At 64.8% G+C, this 17,399-nt stretch carries 18 protein-coding genes; 10 read left to right on the top strand and 8 right to left on the bottom strand.

The genetic code is table 11. The features are described from left to right. Window positions 1–4: 4 nt before the first annotated feature. Together HALXA_RS16905 and HALXA_RS16900 are read right to left on the bottom strand one after the other, a co-directional pair. On the bottom strand, window positions 5–1,255 hold the full coding sequence (locus tag HALXA_RS16905) for an extracellular solute-binding protein (RefSeq protein ID WP_013881618.1): 1,251 nt from the start codon (window positions 1,253–1,255) through the stop codon (window positions 5–7). 287 nt (window positions 1,256–1,542) lie between these two features. Next, window positions 1,543–2,679, bottom strand: a complete 1,137-nt coding sequence (locus tag HALXA_RS16900) for an ABC transporter ATP-binding protein (RefSeq protein WP_013881616.1) — start codon at window positions 2,677–2,679, stop codon at window positions 1,543–1,545. Window positions 2,680–2,794: 115 nt separating this feature from the next. Between HALXA_RS16900 and HALXA_RS16895 the strand changes: the two genes are divergently transcribed. Continuing rightward, window positions 2,795–3,037, top strand: a complete 243-nt coding sequence (locus HALXA_RS16895) for a carbohydrate-binding module family 20 domain-containing protein (protein ID WP_049895351.1) — start codon at window positions 2,795–2,797, stop codon at window positions 3,035–3,037. Between the two features lie 116 nt (window positions 3,038–3,153). Here the strand turns inward: HALXA_RS16895 and HALXA_RS16890 are convergent, their stop codons facing one another. Together HALXA_RS16890 and HALXA_RS16885 are read right to left on the bottom strand one after the other, a co-directional pair. Next, entirely contained in the window at window positions 3,154–4,917 is a 1,764-nt protein-coding gene (locus HALXA_RS16890; protein ID WP_013881615.1) for a glycoside hydrolase family 13 protein, read from the bottom strand. Between the two features lie 150 nt (window positions 4,918–5,067). Then, the gene (locus tag HALXA_RS16885; protein WP_013881614.1) at window positions 5,068–7,125 is read right to left on the bottom strand and encodes a glycoside hydrolase family 15 protein; all 2,058 of its coding nucleotides are present in this window, start codon (window positions 7,123–7,125) and stop codon (window positions 5,068–5,070) included. Between the two features lie 139 nt (window positions 7,126–7,264). On the opposite strand from HALXA_RS16885, the gene HALXA_RS16880 reads away from it, so the two are divergent. The 6 genes from HALXA_RS16880 to HALXA_RS16855 all read left to right on the top strand — a co-directional run bounded on the left by HALXA_RS16880 (window position 7,265) and on the right by HALXA_RS16855 (window position 14,102). Next, complete coding sequence (locus tag HALXA_RS16880; RefSeq protein ID WP_013881613.1) at window positions 7,265–8,329, top strand: TrmB family transcriptional regulator; 1,065 nt, start codon at window positions 7,265–7,267, stop codon at window positions 8,327–8,329. A 150-nt stretch (window positions 8,330–8,479) separates the two neighbouring features. After that, window positions 8,480–9,133 carry a bifunctional 4-hydroxy-2-oxoglutarate aldolase/2-dehydro-3-deoxy-phosphogluconate aldolase gene (locus HALXA_RS16875; protein WP_049895350.1) on the top strand — a complete coding sequence of 218 codons (654 nt, stop codon included), beginning with the start codon at window positions 8,480–8,482 and terminating at the stop codon, window positions 9,131–9,133. Window positions 9,134–9,403: 270 nt separating this feature from the next. Continuing rightward, window positions 9,404–10,474: a glucose 1-dehydrogenase gene (locus HALXA_RS16870; RefSeq protein ID WP_013881611.1), complete on the top strand. Its 1,071-nt coding sequence runs from the start codon at window positions 9,404–9,406 to the stop codon at window positions 10,472–10,474. Window positions 10,475–10,556: 82 nt separating this feature from the next. After that, window positions 10,557–11,795, top strand: coding sequence for a mandelate racemase/muconate lactonizing enzyme family protein (locus HALXA_RS16865; protein ID WP_013881610.1), 1,239 nt, complete (start codon window positions 10,557–10,559; stop codon window positions 11,793–11,795). A 182-nt stretch (window positions 11,796–11,977) separates the two neighbouring features. Next, window positions 11,978–13,144, top strand: coding sequence for a S1C family serine protease (locus HALXA_RS16860; RefSeq protein ID WP_013881609.1), 1,167 nt, complete (start codon window positions 11,978–11,980; stop codon window positions 13,142–13,144). 1 nt (window position 13,145) lies between these two features. Beyond that, window positions 13,146–14,102, top strand: a complete 957-nt coding sequence (locus tag HALXA_RS16855) for a TIGR03557 family F420-dependent LLM class oxidoreductase (protein ID WP_013881608.1) — start codon at window positions 13,146–13,148, stop codon at window positions 14,100–14,102. Window positions 14,103–14,145: 43 nt separating this feature from the next. On the opposite strand, the gene HALXA_RS16850 is transcribed toward HALXA_RS16855, so the two are convergent. Next, entirely contained in the window at window positions 14,146–14,370 is a 225-nt protein-coding gene (locus HALXA_RS16850) for a hypothetical protein (RefSeq protein ID WP_013881607.1), read from the bottom strand. Window positions 14,371–14,541: 171 nt separating this feature from the next. Here HALXA_RS16850 and HALXA_RS16845 point away from each other — a divergent pair, with 171 nt between their 5' ends. Beyond that, window positions 14,542–14,721, top strand: a complete 180-nt coding sequence (locus tag HALXA_RS16845) for a protein translocase SEC61 complex subunit gamma (RefSeq protein ID WP_013881606.1) — start codon at window positions 14,542–14,544, stop codon at window positions 14,719–14,721. Next, window positions 14,721–15,158 (top strand): transcription elongation factor Spt5, encoded by a 438-nt coding sequence (locus tag HALXA_RS16840; RefSeq protein ID WP_013881605.1) that lies wholly within the window; start codon window positions 14,721–14,723, stop codon window positions 15,156–15,158. Before HALXA_RS16845 ends, HALXA_RS16840 begins: the two co-directional genes overlap by 1 nt. 299 nt (window positions 15,159–15,457) lie before the next feature. On the opposite strand, the gene HALXA_RS16835 is transcribed toward HALXA_RS16840, so the two are convergent. Then, window positions 15,458–15,742, bottom strand: coding sequence for a DUF7565 family protein (locus HALXA_RS16835; RefSeq protein ID WP_013881604.1), 285 nt, complete (start codon window positions 15,740–15,742; stop codon window positions 15,458–15,460). A 119-nt stretch (window positions 15,743–15,861) separates the two neighbouring features. On the opposite strand from HALXA_RS16835, the gene HALXA_RS16830 reads away from it, so the two are divergent. Beyond that, the gene (locus HALXA_RS16830; RefSeq protein ID WP_013881603.1) at window positions 15,862–16,659 is read left to right on the top strand and encodes a PHP domain-containing protein; all 798 of its coding nucleotides are present in this window, start codon (window positions 15,862–15,864) and stop codon (window positions 16,657–16,659) included. Here HALXA_RS16830 and HALXA_RS22230 read toward each other — a convergent pair. Together HALXA_RS22230 and HALXA_RS16825 are read right to left on the bottom strand one after the other, a co-directional pair. Beyond that, window positions 16,653–16,826 (bottom strand): hypothetical protein, encoded by a 174-nt coding sequence (locus HALXA_RS22230; RefSeq protein ID WP_013881602.1) that lies wholly within the window; start codon window positions 16,824–16,826, stop codon window positions 16,653–16,655. The two genes, HALXA_RS16830 and HALXA_RS22230, sit on opposite strands and share 7 nt — an antisense overlap. 99 nt (window positions 16,827–16,925) lie before the next feature. Beyond that, the gene (locus HALXA_RS16825; protein WP_013881601.1) at window positions 16,926–17,387 is read right to left on the bottom strand and encodes a Mut7-C RNAse domain-containing protein; all 462 of its coding nucleotides are present in this window, start codon (window positions 17,385–17,387) and stop codon (window positions 16,926–16,928) included. Window positions 17,388–17,399 lie beyond the last annotated feature (12 nt).

Raw genomic sequence — 17,399 nt, 5'->3', positions numbered from 1 at the left:
GGCGTTAAAGGTCGTTCTCCTCCCAAGCGGCTCTGATCTCTTCCGCAGCCTGTTCGAAGGCCGGGCGGGCCTCCTCTTCGCCGTTCAGAATCCGCTCGAGCGCGTCTCTCGTCGGCTCCCACACCCGCTCCATCTTCGGAGAGGTCGGCATCACTTCGCCGATCGAGACGTTCTCGGCGAACGCAGCGACCTCGTCACTGAGTTCGTCACTTTCGGAGAGGTCGGCATGAACGGGAATGTATCCCAGTTCGTCGGCGTTGCTCAGAATGACGTTGTCCGTGGTGGTGTACCACTCGGCGAACTCGCGGGAGGTGGCCAGCGCTTCGCCGTCTTCGAGTTCCTGCGTGAAGTACCACAGCTGGACGCCGGTGTATGGAGACGGATCGCCGCCGTCGACGGTCGGCAACCGAGCGATGCCGACGTCGATACCGGAATCCCGGAAGCCGCTGACCTCCCACGGGCCGACGATCACGAACGGCGCGTTGCCGTCGTTGAAGACGGCTATCTGGGATTCGTACGACGGATCGGCGGCTGCGTACGGCCAGAAGCTATCGACGAGCAGTTCCACCCCTTCGATCGTCTCGTCCAGTTCGTGTCCCAACTCGTCCGCTTCGTCGTCGTAGAGGTAGCCGCCGAACGCGTGGATCCACGCGCTGGCGAAGTACGGGTCCGCCAGCGGATACGCGACGCCGTACTGGCCGTCGTCGGGATCGTGGTGGTCCTCCATGACCTCGACCATCTCGTCGAGCGTCTCCGGCGGCGAGTCGACGAGATCGCGGTTGTACAACAACCCAACCGTTTCGGCCGCGTAGGGCAACCCGTAGACGCCGTCCTGCCACGTCGCCGCCTCGAGAGCGGTGTCCGTGTACGTTTCATCGATATCGATCGTCAGATCGTCGCTGACGTCGTAGAGCCATCCGCGATCTTCGAAGGGGCCGACCCAGTCGTGAGCGTGGGTGAAGATATCGGGGCCTTCACCGACCGGGAGCGACGTATTCAACTGCTCGTTGAGTTCCGAGACTTCCTCGGCAGCGATATCGTGGTCGGTTTCTTCCTCGAATTGCGCGATGTACGTCTCCAACAGGTCGGCCTCGCCTTCGGCAAGCGTGTGCCACAATTGCGTCGAACTTCCGCCGTCCGATCCGTTCCCGTTGCCGTTACCGGTGCTGTCGTCGCTGACGATACAGCCAGCGAGTCCGACCGTTACACCGGCCGTACCCATACCCTTGATGACTGTCCTGCGAGTGTGTCGCATGAATCAATGATGAATTTTAACTTCATGCATTTAATGCTTGTGGATGATATGGCAAGACTATATTTCGGATTAGTTCAGATGGAAATATTATGGGGAGGATTCCCGACCTATTACCAGGGACTCTTCGTCCCATCGGAGTACCGCCTTTGACGGATACTCGACGCGAAATTGGCACCAGTAGTATCCAGCGCTTTTGCGAAGGATAACGGCAAAACACGACGGAACGGCCATCGTGACGCGACGGACGGCGGGAGAAGTACGATACGGCGACGCCGCGGCGAGCACCCTCAGGCGGCGACGACTGTTCTGTCGCGTTCGGTCGCGAACACGTCGATCCCGGTCTCGGGTTCGAAGAGGTGAATATCGGATTCGTCGAAGGTCAGCGCGACGCGTTCGCCGACATCGGGCTCAATCGACGAATCGACGCGGGCAATGAAATCCTCCGCGAGATCCATGTAGAGGTAATTGTCCGAACCGATCGGTTCGACGACCTCGACCGTTCCCTTGACGACACCCTCGGCTGCGCTCTCAACCACGTTGACGTTCTCGGGGCGAATTCCCAGCGTATACTGGTTGGCCTCGAGTTCGTCGGCGTGATCGGTGACGTACTCGCTCGAGAGTTCGAATTCGAATCCGGAGTCGGGATCGCCGAGGACGATCCTGTCGCCTCGGGTCGTTACGTCGACGTCGAAGAAGTTCATCGACGGCGAGCCGATGAATCCGGCGACGAACTCGTTGACAGGATTGTCGTAGACCTCCGTGGGTTCGCCGACCTGTTGGAGTTCGCCGTTGTTGAGGATGACGATGCGGTCTCCCATCGTCATCGCTTCCTCCTGGTCGTGCGTCACGTAGACCGAAGTGACGTCCAGTTCGTTCTGAATACGCTGAATCTCGGTCCGCATGCTGGTTCGGAGCTTCGCGTCGAGATTCGAGAGCGGTTCGTCGAACAGGAAGGCGTCGGGCTCGCGCACGATCGCCCGTCCGAGCGCGACGCGCTGTTTCTGTCCGCCCGAGAGTTCGTCCGGCGTGTCCTCGAGCAGGTGGTCGATGTCCATCATCTCGGCGGTCTCCTCGACTCGAGTGCGCCGTTCGCTTTCCGAGAGATCGGTGCTCATCCGAAGACCGAACGCCATGTTTTCGTAAACCGTCTTGTGCGGGTAGAGCGCGTAGTTCTGGAACACCATCGCGATGTCGCGGTTCTTCGCATGGACGTCGGTGACGTCTTCGTCCCCGATGTACACCGACCCGTCAGTCGGTTGCTCCAAACCGGCGATCATCCGTAACGTCGTCGTCTTTCCGCATCCGGACGGTCCGACTACCGTTACGAACTCCCCGTCCTCGATATCGAGAGACAGGTCGTCGACGGCGACGATCTCCTCCCTGCCGTATTCCTTCCGAAGGTTCTCCAGCCGAATCTGTGCCATCTATGATCATACCCATGGAAAGATGTCAGATAACTCTTTCTAAATTCGCTAATTTAGGATGTAATATTTCGTAGCGTATGACAGCAGTCAGACTCGGTGCCTGTCTGCCGACCGAGTGCCGATCGCGGAACTCGGGAACTGGGAACCGACAGAAGCCACGGAGGCGTTCCACGCGCCGGAGTACCCCGACTGGTTCCTCCCAGCGAGCGTGCCGACCGACACGACGCTCGAGTTCAAGTTCATCAAAATCGCTGACGACGGAACCGTAACGTGGGAAAGCGGCGATAATCGGACGTTCACTACGTCCGCCGATCCGAACGGCGTCGTCGATACGCCCTCGTACGACTTCCGAAGCTGACAGCGAGCGGGCGCTCCCCTTTCGTCGCCTCCCGACCGTCGTATCGGCGGCTCTTGGGCCCGCCTTTTCGCTCCGTAACCTGATCGGAAAACGGCAGTGTGACGGTCTGTCGGCAGTTATCGCCAGACGACTCCGCCGCGGGGCGGGACTACTATCCGTCCGTCAACAGCGTCCACACCGCCCGAATCGGCGTCGGTCCGGAGCAACGTCTCCCACTGCTCGTCGGTGGGCTCGACGACCGCCTGATCGTCGCCGCGATTGATCGCGATTCCCACCGTCTCGTCGCCGTCGGCCCGTCGGTAGACGAGCAGGTCCGACGTCGTCCGTTCTCGATCAAACCGGATACGACCGCGGCGCAGCGGACGGTGGTCGTCTCGAAGTACAATCAATCGCTGTACGAACTCCCGCAGCGCGGTGTTTTGTTCGGCCTCGTCCCACACCATCGGTCGCCGGCAATCCGGATCGTCGCCGCCGGTCATGCCGACCTCGTCGCCGTAGTAGAGACAGGGCGTGCCGCGGTAGGTAAACAGCAGCAGGAACGCCAGCCGGAGGAGCCGTTCGTCGCCGTCGCAACGGTACAGCAATCGCGGCGTATCGTGGCTCCCGAGGAGGTTGAACAGAACCTCGTTGACCTGCTCCGGATATCGCCCGAGGAAACGCGTCGCCTTATCCGCGAATTCCCCGGCGTCGAGGTCGCGTTCGATCAGGAAATCGATGACGGCGTAGGAGAAGGGGTAGTTCATCACCGCGTCGAACTGATCGCCGCGGAGCCAAGCCCGCGAGTCGTGCCAAATCTCGCCCAGAATGTAGACGTCGGGATCGATCGCTTTCACCTCCTCGCGGAGTTCCCGCCAGAACGCGTGGTCGACCTCGTCGGCAACGTCGAGACGCCACCCGTCAATCCCGATCTCGTCGACCCAGTACGCCGCGACGTCGAGGAGGTACTCCTTCACCTCGGGGTTCTCGGTATTGAGCTTCGGCATGTAGGCTTCGAACCCGAAGGTATCGTAGTTCGGTCGCGGCTCGAATTCGATCGGGAACTCGTGGACGTGGAACCAGTCGGCGTATTCTGACTCCCGTCCGTTCTCGACGACGTCCTGAAACGGTTCGAACTCCCGGCCGCAGTGGTTGAAGACGGCGTCCAACATCACGCGGATCCCGCGGTCGTGGGCCTGTTCAGTGAGTTGCCGGAGCGTTTCCTCGTCACCGAAGTGCGGGTCGACGCTGGTGTAGTCGGTCGTGTTGTACTTGTGATTCGACCGCGACTCGAAGATGGGTGTGAGATAGAGCGCCGAAACCCCAAGATCCTCGAGGTAGTCGAGGTTGTCGATGATCCCCTGTAGATCGCCGCCGAAGAAGTTGTCGAGCGTCGGTTCACCACCCCATTCTTCGACGGATTCCGGGCTTCGCTCGGGATCGCCGTTGGCAAACCGTTCGGGGAAGATTTGGTAAAAAACGGCATCGGAGACCCACTCCGGCGGGTCGTGGACGTCAGTTGGATGTAGGAACGGGTACTCGAAGTAGTGTAGCGGACGCCGTTCGCCGGCCGTCGGCAACTCCGACAGCGGCTTCGACTCGAATCCCCACTCAGTAACCCAGAGCGACTCGTCGCCATCGGACAGGTGAAACGCATAACAGAGTCGGCGGCGGGGCGGCCGGACCGAGACTTGCCAGTAGTCGAACCGCTCGTCGCGGCCGATCCGTTCCATCCGTGTCCTGGTCGCGCTGTCCGGCCAGTCGAACTTATCGCCGTGGAGGAGCGTACACTCCGCGACGTCCCCGCGCATCGTCCGGAGTCGGACGTGAACGGTTTCCTCGTCGTACGCGTACGCATAGCTGCTCTTAGATCTGTGATGAACTCCTTCACGATGGATTGCCATATTCGATCTGCTTGAAAGATGCGCACTTAAATATACTCACTAGCGAATGCGTCCGCGCCGAAAAACGGCGTCGTAGTCTCGGTATCGACGGCCAGGTGCATCGTAAATCGCGGCGGATTCCCGCGGCGGAGACGAGTCGAATTGCCGTGATTACGTATCGAGGGGCTCCTCGACGCGGGCCGGCTCCCTGCCCTCCAGTGTGATCGCCGTCGTTAGCCGCAGTGCGTGAGGCCAACCCAGCGGTGTCGCGCTGTCGGGCGTGCCGTCGTCGAAGAACTGCTCCGGCAGGTACTCCCCGTCTCCGCGTAGCGTCCCGCCCGGTTCGACAAGCGCGAGCAGATCTCGCGCCCACTCGTCGAACGCGTCGGCAGCTTCGTGATCTCGAGCGGCGAGCAGCTCGCCGAACTCGGCGGCCGCGTGGGCGCCCCACGCGGTCGTGACCGTCCAGACCTTCGGTTCGGCCTGTTCTTTCACGCGCCACGGGTCGTCCTCGAACCGCGCCAGGCCCTCGATCGGCCCGTCAGGGTCGCGGTAGAGCCCTTCGAGCGTCGTCTCGAGGTGAGAGACGAGCCGTTCGATCCGCTCGTCGTCGATCGTCGCGTCCTCGAGTGCCGCGTATTCGGCGTGGGCGGACGCGAGCGCGAACGTACTGCCGTCGAGGCGCTCGTCCGGTTCGTCGCCGTCGAGACGCAGCGCGTAACACTCCCGGTCGGGCACCCACAGCCGATCGATCGCGTCGTAGACGGCTCGCGCGTTCTCGGCCGCTCGCTCCCGGTACTCGGCGTCGATCGGCGCCCGCGCGATCGCGGCGTAGGCCTCGAGGTAGGTCGCCGCGGTGTGGGTGAACCGGCCGGTCATGTTCTCCCAGGCGTTCTGGACGCGTTCGGGCAGGCCGTCCTCCGCGAGGGTCGCGTCGAGCCCGTCGAGCGCCGCGAGCAGCGCCTCGCGGACCGCGTTGTCCCCGTCGTCGACGACTCGGAGATACGTTGCGAGGAAGGTCGCGACGCTCGCGGTCTGGTCGGCCTGGTAGTCCGTCCCTGCAGCGTCGCCCTCGAGGCGACCGTTCGCCCAGCCGGGTGCGATCTCGCCGTTGTGGGCCCAGACGCGGTGTGGCCAGGTGCCGTCTGCGAGTTGCGTCTCGACGTAGAACCGGGCGCTTTGCCGGTGCCACGCCTCGAGCCCGAGGTCGGCCTCGCGATCCGCGGCCAGTAGGAAACCGGCGATTTCAGCGTCGTCACGGAACCAGGTGTAGCCGTAGCCGCCGGAGTACCGGAAGAACGGATCGAACTCGGGGCCGGCGATCCGGGCGCCGTTCGACGCTCGCAGCAGCGACAGCGCGCGCAGGTCCTCGACGATGCCGTCGACGCGACCGTCAGTCGCCCCCGCTACGTCGGGTAATCGCTCCCGAACCTGTCGTCGGTCCGCTTCGAGGATCGCCGCGCGGTCGTCGTGGTCGGCCGCCCCGGCACGGACGCGCTCGAGGGCCTCGGCTCGTGTCTCGTCCTCCTCGGCGTCGGTTAGCAACGTTGCGACCGTCGTGCTCGGGTGGTGTCCGGTCAGTTCAATTTCGGCCGTCGCGATCGGACTGAGTCGCGTCTCCTCATAGCGCCCGTCACCATCGGTGCCGGCAAGGTCGGTCGGCTCCGAATCGAGCAGATCCTCGAAGTACGGCGGAACCTGTCCGCCGATCTCGAGCGGCGTCGAAGCAGTCACGTAGTCCCGCTCACGATCGTGATAAATCTCGACGGCATCGTCGTGGCGAAGCTGGCCGGTTCGACAGACCCGTCCTTCGGGGGCGAATCCGAGACACGCGTGAATCGTCGCATCCGCCGACGCGGCGTCATCGCCGGTCTCGAGTTCGAAGTACGTGAGATGCAGCGTGCCGACCGTGACGTCGTACTGGCGAAGCGTCCACTCGTCGATTTCGTGGACCGTCTCGACGACGGTCGTCCCGTCGATGTAGCGCTGGTCGCCCTCCTCGAGCCAGTAGACGGTACCGTCGATTTCGACGCCGAACCGCGACCGCTCGATACCGACCAAGCCGGAGAGCGGATAGGAGTAGTCCCTGATCGAACCGTCAGGCGCGACGTGAACGAGTCGGTCGCCGAGTCCCGAGAACAGTCCCGCGGTTGACCGGCGTTCGCCGGGGAACCGACAGGGATCGCCCCGCGATCGTTTAACGTCGTTCAGGGCGCTTTGTAGTTTCATCGTACCCACCCGTATGACCCTCTTCGATTAAAATTTGTTGTAATATGTGTTCCCTATTTTAGATCGTGAACGGCCGGTAGCGTGGCTAACAGGGAATCTTTTTCAGCGGCCGCTACAATCCGGCACACACTGGGAACTCATGGATACAGACGGGCTCGCCGGACTCCTCGAGCGGTTCGGCCTCTCCGAGAAGGAAATCGACACGTATCTCGCGATTCTCGACCACGGAGAGTCGAAAGCGAGCACGATCGCTGACGCCGCCGACGTCTCCAAGCGCTACGTCTACAGTATCAGCGAAGAACTCGAGGAACGCGGGTTCGTCGAGGTGGACGATCACGCGGTGCCGACGGTGATCCGCCCGGTCGACCCGGAGACGGTCGTCGACCGGCTCACCCGCAGCGTCGAGGAGATGGAACCGGAGTTGCGATCGCGCTACACGACGACCGAGCGACCGACCGAGCAGTTCGAGGTGATCAAATCCCGCCAGACCGTCCAGAAGCGCATCGAGAGCTTGCTTTCTGAGGCCGAGACCGAGGTCACGCTCTCGATCCCCGCGTCGGTGCTGCCGCAGGTCCGCGAAACGCTCGAGGAGACCGCCGAACGGGGCGTGCTCGTCTTGCTCCTGCTCGGGACGGCCGACAGCGACGTCGATATGGCGTCGCTCGCCGGCATCGCGAGTACGGTTCGGACCTGGAACGCCCTCGTCCCGACGATGGTGACGGTCGATCGCCGACACGGCCTGCTCTCGCCGAGCCAACTGCTGACGACCTCGACGAGCGACACGAAGGCGATCGCCCTCTCGCAGGAGCAACTCGTCCCCGTCCTCGCCGGCTCCTTTTTGGCGAACTACTGGCCGATCGCGGAGGAACGGTACGTGACGACGGCGGCCGACCTTCCCGCGACCTACGAGGGATTCCGCCACGCGGTCTTCCAGATCGCGCTCCACCGGGCGACGGATACGCCGCTCGAGGTGACGGTGACGGGTTCGCCGGTCGGCGACCGCGACCTCCCGTCGACGCTGACCGGCGAGGTCGTCGACGTCCGGCAGAGCCTCGTTCGCCCCGCGACGTCGACCGTGCCGATCGAGAACGCGTTCGAGATCGACGTCGACGGCGAGCGGTACACGATCGGCGGCGCCGGCGCCTTCCTCGAGGACTTCGAGGCGCAGTCGGTGACGATTCGGCCGCTCGAGGTCGAGGAGTAGCGCGGCCGCTTTCGCTCGCACGCGCATTCCGCCCCGACCTTCTTGCGGGTAGGTGGTGAACGCCGACCCGATGAACGCGAACGCACTGCGCCCAGCGACTCGCGGGTCGACTCGGACGCGAACCCTCGGTTCCGTATGGAGGTGTCGCCAATGACCAACAAACGAACGGTCGAGGAGCGAATCGTCGAGAGCGGCGTTATCGCCGTCATGCGCGGGATCAGCGCGGAGCGGATCGTCCCCGTCGCCCGCGCGCTCCACGAGGGTGGGGTCGACGCGCTCGAGATCACGGCCGACGAGCCTCACGCCCGCGACAAGATCGCCGCAGTCGATCGGGAACTGGCCGATCCCGACGTGGTCGTCGGCGCCGGGACCGTCCTCGACGCCGCGACCGCCGAGTCGGTGATCGACGCGGGCGCGACCTTTGTCGTCTCTCCCCACGTCGATCGGGAGATCATCCGGACCTGCAACCGCCACAACGTGCTCGCCTCGCCCGGCGTCATGACCCCGACGGAGGCGGTCACCGCCCTCGAGGCCGGCGCAGACATTCTCAAGATGTTCCCCGCCGCAACGGTCGGGCCGGACCATATCGGCGCGCTCAAGGGGCCGCTAGGCAACGTCGAGATCATCCCGACCGGCGGCGTCGCCGCGGACAACGTCGCCGACTACTTCGAGGCCGGCGCGCTCGCCGTCGGCGCCGGCAGCGCGCTGATCGACTACGACGCCATCGCGGACGACGACATGGACGGCGTTCGGGAGCACGCCGAATCGTTCGTCGAAGCCGTCGAAGACGCCCGCAGCGAGTGAGTGGCCCGCCGGCTCGAGTCTTTTCGTTCGGGTCGATGAACCGTCGGTTCGTTCTCGTCGACCGGTAGCCGCGGGTCCCGTCGATGATCCGCCGATTCGACGCTCCGTACACTCAGAACCGGACCCATGGGAACCACCCCCGTACTCGATAATTGTACCTGTAGAACCGGATTAACGCCTCGAGAGCGTCTAAAAGGGACTATTTCTATTCTCGAATTCTTTACTACGGACTAGGTAAATCTTTTATTCGAGGCGAGCCTTGGGAGAGGTATGCAAGCGATCGCAGTCGAACCGGGGGCCGGCGAACCGACGCTCGTCGAACGGCCCCGACCCGAACCAGCGGCCGGGGAGGCGCTCGTGCGCACCCTTCGCGTGGGCGTCGACGGGACCGACCACGAAGTCATCGCGGGCCACCACGGCGACGTGCCGGACGACGATACGCAACTCGTGCTCGGCCACGAAGCCGTCGGCGTCGTCGAAGACCCGAACGGGACCGACCTCGAGGAGGGCCAGATCGTCGTGCCGACGGTCCGACGGCGGCCGAACGGCCGGGACAACGAGTACTTCGAGCGCGGCGAACCCGACATGGCGCCCGAGGGCGAGTACGTCGAGCGCGGGATCGTCGGCGCCCACGGGTTCATGGCCGAGTACTTCACCAGCCCGGCGGAGTATCTCGTTCCGATCCCCGAGGAGTTCGCCCACCTCGGCTTCCTCGTGGAACCGATCAGCATCTCCGAGAAGGCGATCGAACACGCCGTCGCCTCCCGCTCGGCGTTCGACTGGGACCTCGAGTCGGCGCTGGTGCTGGGCAACGGCTCGCTCGGCCTGCTGACGCTCGGGATGTTCGCGGACGTCCTCGACGTCGAGCGGACCTACTGTCTCGGGCGGCGGGATCGGCCGGACCCGACGATCGACATCGTCGAGGACCTCGGCGCGACGTACATCGACTCGCGCGAGACGCCGGTTCCCGAGATTCCCGAGGTCTACGAGTCGGTCGACTTCGTCTACGAGGCCACCGGCTACGCGAAGCACGCCTTCGAGACGGTCGACGCGCTCGCGCCCAACGGCGTCGGCGTCCTCCTCGGCGTCCCCGAGCCCTGGGAGTTCGAGGTCGACGGCGGGCGGCTCCACCGCGAGATGGTCCTGCACAACAAGGCGCTGCTCGGGACCGTCAACTCCCACCGCGGCCACTTCGAGTCGGCCGTCGACACCCTCTCGCAGCTGCCGACGTGGCTCACCGACGACCTCGTGACCGGCGTCTACGGCCTCGAGGAGTTCCAGCGGGCCTTCGAAACCGGCGACGGCGTCATCAAGACGGCCGTCGAGTTCTCGGCGCTCTGACGAGCCCCGACGCGAACGCCTCAGCCGCCGACTCACTCACGAGATAGAAACTATTACTACTGTCGGAGTAAGGGATTCTCCCATGGGAGTCGATTACTCGCAGTTGCACGATCCGAACGCCGAGTATACGATGCGTGACCTCTCGGCCGAAACGATGGGCGTGACCCGCGACCGCGGCGGCGACCGCGACGTCGAGATCACGGACGTCCAGACGACGATGGTCGACGGCAACTTCCCGTGGACCCTCGTCCGCATCTACACCGACGCGGGCATCGTCGGCACCGGCGAGGCCTACTGGGGCGCCGGCGTTCCCGAACTGATCGAGCGGATGAAGCCGTTCATCGTCGGCGAGAATCCGCTGGACATCGACCGGCTCTACGAGCACCTCGTCCAGAAGATGTCCGGCGAGGGCTCGATCGGCGGCGTCACCATCACCGCCATCTCGGGCATCGAGGTCGCGCTGCACGATCTGGCGGGGAAGATCCTCGAGATCCCAGCCTACCAGTTGCTGGGCGGCAAGTACCGCGACGAGATGCGCGTCTACTGCGACTGCCACACCGAGGAGGAAGCCGACCCCGACGCCTGCGCCGACGAGGCCGAACGCGTCGTCGAGGAACTCGGCTACGACGCCCTGAAGTTCGACCTCGACGTCCCCTCGGGCCACGAGAAAGACCGCGCGAACCGCCATCTCCGCGAGCCCGAGATCGAGCACAAGGCCGAGATCGTCGAGAAGGTCACCGAGCGCGTCGGCGACCGCGCCGACGTCGCCTTCGACTGCCACTGGACCTTCTCCGGCGGCAGCGCGAAGCGACTCGCCGAACGCCTCGAGGAGTACGACGTCTGGTGGCTCGAGGACCCCGTTCCGCCGGAAAATCACGACGTCCAGAAGGAGGTCACGCAGTCGACGACGACGCCGATCACGGTCGGCGAGAACGTCTACCGCAAGCACGGCCAGCGTCGCCTGATCGAGGAACAGGCGCTGGACATCGTCGCGCCGGACATGCCCAAGGTCGGCGGCATGCGCGAGACCCGCAAGATCGCGGATCTGGCAGATACCTACTACGTGCCGGTTGCGATGCACAACGTCGCCTCGCCGGTCGGCACCGTCGCCAGCGCCCACGTCGGCGCCGCGGTTTCGAACTCCCTGGCCCTCGAGTACCACTCCTACGAACTCGGCTGGTGGGGCGACCTCGTCGAAGAAGACCTCATCGAGGACGGCTACCTCGAGATTCCGGAAGAACCGGGCCTCGGCGTGACGCTCGATCTCGATACCGTCGAGGAGCACATGGTCGACGGTGAGGAGTTGTTTGACGAGGCGTAAGCCGACGTCAAACTCGCTGAGCCTCGCTCAGCGTTGTTCGACGAAGCGTAGCTTCGTCGGGCCCGCGAAGCTTCGGTTTTCTTCTACCGATCGTCCGGCCGGCGTTCGTCCGGAACCCCGCGATACGACCGGCTGACAATTCCGGGACCCGTTTTACGGCGCTCGTCGGGGTAGCTCCGGGCGTGACTCCAGATCACGTCAGTCGACGACGACTCCTCCGCGCCGCCGGCGCCGCCTCGATACTCGGCGTCGGGACCGCGAGTACGGCCGCACAGAACGAAACCGACGACTCGAGCGACGGAGCGGAACCGTCGGACGACCAGGGTAGCTCGGCCCCCGAGAGCCAGTACACCGAAGTGTACCGCAACACGATCGATTCCGTCGTGCTGGTCACCGTGTCCCTCGGTCCGACCGACGGTCGCGGCGGCGGTGGCGGGCTCGGCTCCGGGTTCGTCGTCGACGACCAGTACATCGTCACGAACAACCACGTCGTGCAGGGCGCGACCGAGGGCGGCATCGAGATCCAGTTCAACAACCAGGAGTGGGCGACGGCGTCGATCGTCGGCACGGACCCGTACAGCGATATCGCCGTGCTGAGCGTCGAGAACATGCCCGATTCTGCCGAACCCCTGTCGCTCGTCGAGTCCGAACCCGCCATCGGGCAGGAGGTCCTTGCGATCGGCAACCCGCTGGGCCTCGATGCCTCGGTCTCGCAGGGGATCGTCAGCGGCACGAACCGGGTCCTGCCGAGCCCGGTCGGCAACTCGATCCCGGCGACGATCCAGACCGACGCGCCGATCAACCCCGGCAACAGCGGCGGCCCGCTGGTGAACCTCGAGGGCGAGGTGGTGGGAGTCGTCTTCGCCGGCGCGAGCCAGACGATCGGCTTCGCGATCTCCGCGCGCCTCGCCAACCGGGTCGTCCCCGCGCTCGTCGAGGACGGCACCTACGAGCACTCCTACATGGGCGTCGGCGTGGTCCCCGTCGGCCCGGAGATCGCGGAGACGGTCGGCCTCGAGGAGGCGACCGGCGTGCTCGTCGCCCAGGTCGTCCCGAACTCGCCCGCGGACGGCGCGTTGCAGCCGGCCAGTGCGGGCCAGCCGGGAAGCGGCGACGTCATCGTCGCCATCGACGGCCAGGAGGTGACGACCCAGGCCCAGTTGCTCTCGTACCTGGCGCTCGAGACCTCGCCCGGCGATACGATCGAACTCGAGGTCGTCCGCGACGGCGAGCGCGAGACCGTCGAACTGGAACTCGCCGCGCGACAGGAGTTCGACCGGCAGCAGCCCCCGATCGGCGGTCAGCCGGGTGGAGAGCCGGGCGAGCAGCCGCCGTTCCCGCAGTCGTAACATGACCGACGTCGGCTACAAACTCATCTGCGAGGAGCACGGCCCGAACGACCTCGTCGAGTACGCCCGTCTCGCCGACCAGTCGGCGTTCGACTTCGCGCTGATCTCCGATCACTACCACCCCTGGCTCTCGAGCCAGGGCGAGAGTCCGCTGGTCTGGAACGTGCTCGGCGGAATCTCGCAGGCGGTCGACGACCTCCCGCTGGGGACCGCGACCACCTGCCCGATCATCCGCGTCCACCCCGCGATCGTCGCGCAGGCGGCCGCCACCGCCGCGACGATGGCACCCAACGGGTTCTCGCTCGGCCTCGGCACCGGCGAGAAACTCAACGAGCACGTCACCGGTCAGCGGTGGCCCGAACACGAGGTCCGCCTCGAGATGCTCGAGGAGGCCGTCGAGATCGTCCGCGCCCTCTGGGAGGGCGAGACGACGAGTTACCACGGCGAGTACTACACGGTCGAAAACGCGCGGCTCTACACGCTGCCCGACGAGACGCCGCCGATTCCGATCGCCGCCGACGGACCGAAGACGGCGCGCTTCGCGGGCGAGTTCGGTGACGGCCTCATCGCGGTCCGGCCCGACGAGGACCTGATCGAGGCGTTCGAAGCCGGCGGCGGCGAAGACAAGCCCCGCTACGGCGAAGTCGGGGTCTGTTACGCTGAAGACGAGGCCGAAGCGATCGAGCAGGCCTACGAGAACTGGACGATCGAGGGACTGCCCGGCGATCTCATGTGGGAACTGCCGACGACGGCACACTTCGAGCAGGCCACCGAAGCGGTTTCCGAGGACGACATCGCGGACCTGCTCACCTGCGGGTCAGATCCCGACGAACACATCGAGACGATCCGGGAGTACGTCGACGCCGGCTTCGACCACGTCGTCGTCCACCAGATCGGCTCGAACCAGGCCGAGTTCGTCGAGTTCTACGAGGACGAGGTGCTGCCGGCGATCGAGTAGATCCCAGGTCTCGTCGAAAAGTGACGGGTCAGAATTTCGGCGTTCAGGTTTTTTCTTCCTCTTCTTCCTCTTCCGCTTCTACCGGTTCCGCCTCCTCCAGATCCTCGAGTTCTTCCGCGTCCTCCCGCGGCGCGTTCTGTGCGCCGAGGTCGCCGTCGCCGTCGTCGACCTCGTCCGGATCGCGGTCGATGCGCTCGAGTTCCGCTTCGATTTCGGCCTCGCGCTCCGCTTCCTGTTCGTTCGCGCGGTCGACGTTGTCCTCTGCCATAGCCGATCGTTCGCGCTCCGACGGTTTGGCCCCCGGGCCGTCGCATGCAACGTCGACCGGTAGCTCGAGCGACGGTCTCGAGCAGGACGGGCGACTGGCGTGGCCGGTCGAACCGATAGTCCGCAAAACACGAAAGACAGATAAAAGACGCCGCGTTGTGAACAGACAGATATGGATATCCCCTACGACCTCACCTCGTACGTCCGGGTGCTGAAGATGGCGACGACACCCACGACCGAGGAGTTCTCGCAGGTAGCGAAAATCGCCGGTGCAGGAATCCTGTTCGTCGGTCTGATCGGGTTCGTCATCGGCGCGATCATGCTCCTCCTCCCGGCAGGTGGTGGCGTCTAATGGGAATCTACGCTGTCAAGACGACTGCGAGTCAAGAGCGCACCGTCGCGGACATGATCATCAACCGCGAGGAGTCGGAGATCCACGCCGCGCTCGCGCCCGACTCGCTGACGTCGTACGTGATGGTCGAAGCCGACGGCAACGCGGTCCTGAACCGCGTCCTCGAGGATATCCCACACGCGCGGAGCATCGTCCCCGGCGAGTCCGACATTTCGGAGGTCGAGCACTTCCTCTCGCCGAAGCCGGACGTCGAGGGCATCGCCGAGGGCGACATCGTCGAACTCATCGCCGGCCCGTTCAAGGGAGAGAAGGCGCAGGTCCAACGCATCGACGAGGGCAAGGACCAGGTCACCGTCGAACTGTACGAGGCGACGGTCCCGATTCCGGTCACGGTGCGCGGGGATCAGATCCGCGTGCTCGACTCCGACGAGCGCTAGCGCGCTCGTCGAGCAGTCAGCGCGGTTTCGCCGCGCTGAATATAGCGACGAACGGTAGTTTGTCGAACCGTGCGAACGGCGCTTCGCGCCGTTCGCAGACAGTGACTCGTTCAGCAGTTCGGGATCTGACGGGGCGGAACTATAGTCGGCTTCTTCTCGGATTCCAGTGAGAATCGACGTTCGATCGTCGGCGGTGAGTAGGCCTCGAGAAGTGATCAGTGATTACTGCGGCGACAGTCACGTCGGTGCCGGATTGTGACGACCGGAAGACGGACGTCATTCCACACTCGGATTCGCGCCTATCGCAGTTCCGTGACGATCGATTCCAGATCCGCAACCTCCTCGATCTCCTCGAGGAGTTCTTCCCGCTTGCGGACATCTTCGGAGTTCGCGCCGTAGGCGCGGACGTACTCGGCGCGGCTGTGTTCGGTGAACGCGTGGCGGATCGCGAGGTAGCCGTCGGGAACGACGGTGCCACAGACCTTGCACTCGCGGCGCTCGTGTTCGGTCGCCTGGTGGATAACCGCCGACTCGACGTCCGCGAACACCGAACCGCAGCCGCTGATTCCGCATTCCCACGCCATTTGATACGACATCGAGCGGCCGTCCTAATGGTCTTTTCGCCGCGGGCGTCGGTGGACAATACCCCGACAAGCTGGTATCTCCCGATATAGCGTCTGTCTCGTTCGGCTGTAGAATCAGAATGCATAACTCCGCCGTCGCGAATGGGGCGAATGTGAGCGACGGCACGACGTCGGCGGTCGACTGCCACGTGAAGGTCCTCGACGAACGCGTCGTCGAGCGAGCGACGCGAGCCGGCCTCGACGCGATCGTCTACGCACCGCACTTTACTCGCCTGCCAGATATCCGCGAGCGGGCGGCCGCCTACTCGAGCGACGACCTCCGGGTGATTCCCGCCCGCGAGGTGTTCACCGGGGCGTGGCACGAGCGCAAGCACGTGCTCGCGCTCGGCCTCGAGGAGCCGGTGCCGGATTTCATCCCGCTCGAGGCGGCGATGGCCGAGTTCGAGCGTCAGGACGCGGTCGTTCTTGCTCCGCATCCCGGGTTTCTAAACGTCAGCCTCTCCGAATCCGATCTCCAGCAGTACCGGGACGTGATCGACGCCGTCGAAATCTTCAACCCGAAACACCTGCCCCACCACAACCGTCGCGCCGGCAAACTCGCGGAGCAGTTCGATTATCCGCCGTTCACGTCGTCGTACGCCCACCTCCCGCGGACGGTCGGCGTCGCCCACACCGAGTTCGACGCCGCCGTCGAGAGCGAAGCCGACCTCTGCCGGGCGCTCGAGGACGACGTCTCGCGGCGCGTCGTCCACGAGAACGGCCTCGCACACTGGGTGGCGACGGCGGGCGAACTGGCCCACCTCGGCTACGAGAACACCTGGAAGAAGGCCGACCGATTCTTCCTCTCGGGGACGGAACCAACGCATCCGCGACACATCGCCTACGACGGTCGGTTCGACGACGTGGCCGTCTACTGATCCGTATCGGTCTCCGCTTCCTCGAGCGCGTCCGCGATCCGCTCGAGTTGGATGCCGACGTAGCAAAGCGCCTGGGTCTGCATGATCGCGGGATCGTCGCTCCACTCGTTGGTGATGTACGCCGCCTGACGGCCGGCACGGTCGAGGTGGTCGTTATCGTTCGGCATCGTCCCCCGTTCATCACAGAGGGGCGAAACGATTGTGCTGGGATGTGTCGGGTAGCACGGCCTCGAGGAACTGGCCGAGCGACGGGCGGTTCCCTCTCGCTACTCGCCCCCGCGATCCTCGAGTCCCGACAGCGTCTCGGCGACCCGATCCCAGTGGCTGCCGCGCCAGAAGTGCTGCCCACAAGACCGACACGTCCAGACGGCAGTCTCGGCGGGATCGGGCGCATACTCGGGCGTCGACGCCGCCCGTTCGAGCGGCTCGAGCCGCCCGTTACACCGGCCGCAAAACCGCGGCTGGTCGGCCAGCGAGAGGTCGACGCCCGTCGCCGCGAGTTCGGCGAGTTGGTCCGCAACGTCGCGGGACTCGAGCAACATCGCGTCCTCGGCACGACTCGCGAGTTGGACGTCACGAGTGACGGGCATCCGGTCCTCCTCGCGAACGACTGTCAAGAGGGCAGCGTCGGCCTCGAGCCCGCGGTCGCCGGCGTAGACCGTATCGTGGTTGCACATCCGGAGGTACGAGACGAGGCCGCCGCACATGACGTCGAGGAGGAATCGCATGGTACTCGCGGA

This window comes from Halopiger xanaduensis SH-6 (assembly GCF_000217715.1).
GTDB classification, from domain to species: domain Archaea; phylum Halobacteriota; class Halobacteria; order Halobacteriales; family Natrialbaceae; genus Halopiger; species Halopiger xanaduensis.
The sequence above is the reverse complement of the archived record's forward strand: the minus strand, read 5'-3'. Positions and strand labels throughout refer to the sequence as shown.